This is a genomic window from Nocardioides sp. (assembly GCF_035429765.1).
Lineage (GTDB): Bacteria > Actinomycetota > Actinomycetes > Propionibacteriales > Nocardioidaceae > Nocardioides.
In genome coordinates, this window is record NZ_DAOMFK010000261.1 from 1 (window position 1) to 3,552 (window position 3,552).

3 protein-coding genes are annotated in these 3,552 nt (G+C 72.1%); 1 reads left to right on the forward strand and 2 read right to left on the reverse strand.

Going from position 1 to position 3,552, the window contains the following annotated elements; translation table 11 throughout:
• Positions 1-349: hypothetical protein (locus tag PLP61_RS15795; protein ID WP_324503713.1), on the forward strand; the 349-nt coding region annotated here is incomplete at its 5' end.
• A 24-nt stretch (positions 350-373) separates the two neighbouring features.
• Here PLP61_RS15795 and topA read toward each other — a convergent pair.
• Together topA and PLP61_RS15805 are read right to left on the reverse strand one after the other, a co-directional pair.
• Positions 374-3,100: a type I DNA topoisomerase gene (gene topA / locus PLP61_RS15800; protein WP_324503714.1), complete on the reverse strand. Its 2,727-nt coding sequence runs from the start codon at positions 3,098-3,100 to the stop codon at positions 374-376.
• 144 nt (positions 3,101-3,244) lie between these two features.
• A partial coding sequence (locus PLP61_RS15805) for a DUF7782 domain-containing protein (RefSeq protein ID WP_502889089.1) occupies positions 3,245-3,552 on the reverse strand: 308 nt, incomplete at its 5' end.

Here is a 3,552-nt window from a genome sequence, read left to right on the forward strand (position 1 = left end):
CGCACCCGGCCCCCCGCCCCCGGGGCCCAACGACCCCCCGGCCCCGGGCCCCAGCGAGCCTCCGCCCCCCAACCTGCCCCCGCCGCCGGACCCCAACCTGCCCCCACCGGACCCGACCCAGCCGACGCCCGTGCCGACACCCGAGGAGACAGCGACCCTGCTGTGCACCACCCTGGGCTTCGTCGACGACCTGGCCAGCACCACCGACGGCTACAACACCTGCGTGCTCACGGCGCTGGGGACGGCGGATCCCGACAACGGCCCGCTGACCCTCACCCTCCAGGAGCTGGCCGACCTGCTCACCGGCCTGGGCGTGGCGGTGCCGGTGCCGCCGCTGCCGTTGCCGTAGCCCGCACCCGGCAGGCGGGTCGGCTCAGCGGGTGGCTGCCGTCTTCTTCGTCGCGGTCTTCTTGGTGGCGGTCTTCTTCGCCGCGGTCTTCTTCGCGGCGGCCTTCTTGGCCGCGGGCTTGGGCGTCTTCCTCGCGGCGGCCTTCTTCGCCGGTCCGCGCGCCCGTCGTTCGGCCAGCAGCTCGGCGGCACGGTCCAGGGTGAGGGCCTCGACGGTGTCGTCCTTGCGGAGGGTCGCGTTGTACTCGCCGTCGGTGACGTACTCGCCGAACCGGCCCGACTTCACCACCACCGGGAGACCGGAGACCGGGTCCACCCCCAGCTCCTTCAGCGGCGGGGCCGCGGCCGCCCGCCCCCGCTGCTTGGGCTGGGCGTAGACCGCCAGCGCCTCCTCGAGGGAGATCGACAGCAGCTGCTCCTCCGAGGTCAGCGACCGGGAGTCGGTGCCCCGCTTGAGGTAGGGCCCGTACCGGCCGTTCTGGGCGGTGATCTCGACGCCGTCGGCGTCGGCGCCGACCACCCTCGGCAGCGAGAGCAGCTTCAGCGCGTCGTCGAGGGTGACGGTCTCCAGGCTCATCGACTTGAACAGCGAGGCGGTCCGGGCCTTGGCGGACTTCGGGGCGTCCTCGGGCAGCACCTCGGTCACGTAGGGCCCGTAGCGGCCGTTCCTGGCGACGATCCGCAGCCCGCTCTCGGGGTGGGTGCCCAACGGGACCTCCTCGCCCGCGGGGTTCGCCAGCAGCTCCTTGGCCTTGGCCAGGGTGAGCTCGTCGGGCGGCAGGTCGTCGGGGACGTTCGCGCGCCGGCCGGCAGAGCTGCCGTCCTCGCCCGGCCCCTCCAGGTACGGGCCGTAACGACCCACCCGCAGCACGATCCCGGAGTCCGGGCCGCCGACCGGGAAGGTGGCCAGCTCCTTGGCGTCGATCTCGCCGAGCCCGGTCACCAGCCCGTGCAGCCCCTCGACCCGCTCGGAGCCGTAGTAGAACTCCCCGAGCTCGCTCACCATGTCCTTGCGGCCGCCCGCGATGTCGTCGAGGGTCTCCTCCATCTGCGCGGTGAACTCGTAGGACACCAGCCTGGAGAAGTGCTCCTCCAGCAGCCGGACCACCGAGAACGCCAGCCACGCCGGCACCAGCGCGGTGCCCTTCTTGTAGACGTAGCCGCGGTTGAGGATGGTGCCGATGATCGAGGCGTACGTCGAAGGGCGGCCGATCTCCCGGTCCTCCAGCTCCTTGATCAGCGTCGCCTCGGTGTAGCGCGCCGGCGGCTTGGTCTCGTGCCCGGAGGCGGCCAGGGACGCCGCCGCGACCGGGTCGCCCTCGGCCAGGCTGGGCAGGCGGACCTCGGTGTCGTCCCGCTTCTTGGACTGGTCGTCCTTGTCCTCCACGTAGGCCTTGAGGAAGCCGTGGAAGGTGATCGTCCGGCCGCTGGCCGAGAACACCACGTCCTGGCCGGTGCTCGCCCGTCCGCCGAGGCGGACGGTGACCGAGCTGCCGACCGCGTCCTTCATCTGGGAGGCGACCGTGCGCATCCAGATCAGCTCGTAGAGCCGGAACTGCTCACCCTTGAGGCCGGTCTGGCCGGGGGTGCGGAAGGACTCCCCCGCGGGCCGGATGGCCTCGTGGGCCTCCTGCGCGTTCTTGACCTTCGAGGAGTAGGTGCGCGGCCGGTCGGGCAGGTACTCCGCGCCGTAGAGCTCCCGGACCTGGTTGCGGGCCGCGGCCACCGCCGACTCCGACAGGGTGGTCGAGTCGGTGCGCATGTAGGTGATGAAGCCGTTCTCGTAGAGCCGTTGGGCCACCGACATGGTGGCCGAGGCGCTCATGCCCAGCTTGCGGGAGGCCTCCTGCTGCAAGGTGGTGGTGCGGAACGGGGCGTAAGGAGAACGCCGGTACGGCTTGGACTCCACCGAGCGCACCTCGAACGCGGTGTCGGCAAGTGCTGCCACGAGCGACTCCGCGGCCGTACGGTCCAGGTTGACGACGTTGCGCTTGGCGAGCGTCCCGTCCGGCCCGAAGTCCTGGCCGCGGGCCACCCGCACCCCGTCCACGGAGTGCAGCTTCGCCGGGAACATCCGCACGTCGCGGGGTCCCCCGTCCGGGACGCCTGCCGGGTGACCGTCGAAGGTGCCCTCCAGGTCCCAGTAGGAGGCGACCCGGAAGCGCATCCGCTCACGCTCCCGGTCCACCACCAGGCGCGTCGCCACGGACTGGACCCGTCCGGCCGACAGCCCCGACATCACCTTGCGCCACAGCACCGGTGAGACCTCGTAGCCGTAGAGCCGGTCCAGGATCCGCCGGGCCTCCTGCGCCTCGACCAGGTCCATGTCGAGGTCGCGGGGGTTGTCGGCCGCGGCCAGGATGGCCGGCCGGGTGATCTCGTGGAACACCATGCGGTGCACGGGCACCTTCGGCTTCAGCTCGTCCAGGAGGTGCCAGGCGATGGCCTCGCCCTCACGGTCCTCGTCGGTGGCCAGGTAGAGCTCGTCGGCGTCCTTGAGCAGGGACTTGAGCTTGGCGATGTGGGACTTCTTGTCCCGCGGCACCACGTAGTAGGGGCGGAACTCGTGCTCGACGTCGACGGCCAGGCGCCCCCAGGGCTGGTCCTTGATCTTCGCCGGCGTCTCCGCGGCGCTCTGGGGGAGGTCCCGGATGTGGCCGATGGAGGACTCGACGACGTAGCCCCGACCGAGGTACCCGCCGATCGTGCGGGCCTTCGCCGGGGACTCGACGATCACCAACTTGTGTGCCACTGCCAGGTCTCTTCCGTTCTGTCTGCGCGGGGCGTCCGGGTGGGAGTGGGACGACCCACGGCCGATCACGGTAGCGCGACCGGGCCCCGGACCCTGCAACCCGGTCCATACCGGGTCCATTCCGCGGGGTCCCGGACCACCCCGTCAGCCCGGCCGGTGGAGGGTCAGGAAGCCCTCGGCGACCAGCTCGGCGACCGTCGGCAGGTACGTCGTCCGCAGCGTCTCGACGTCCCGGTCCAGCAGCACGGCCAGGGCCCCCAGGATCTGGCCGACGGTCAGGTCGCCGTCACAGGCACCGACCAGCCCGGCCTCGACGGTGTCCACGGCCCGGGCGCGGCGCAGACCGCGCTGCTGCCGGAGCAGGATCGTGGCCGGGTCCTCCGCCCCGGGCCGGCGCGTCACGCCGCCGGTCGGCTGGATGAAGAGCCGAAAGTCGAAGTCGGGGCCGGCCC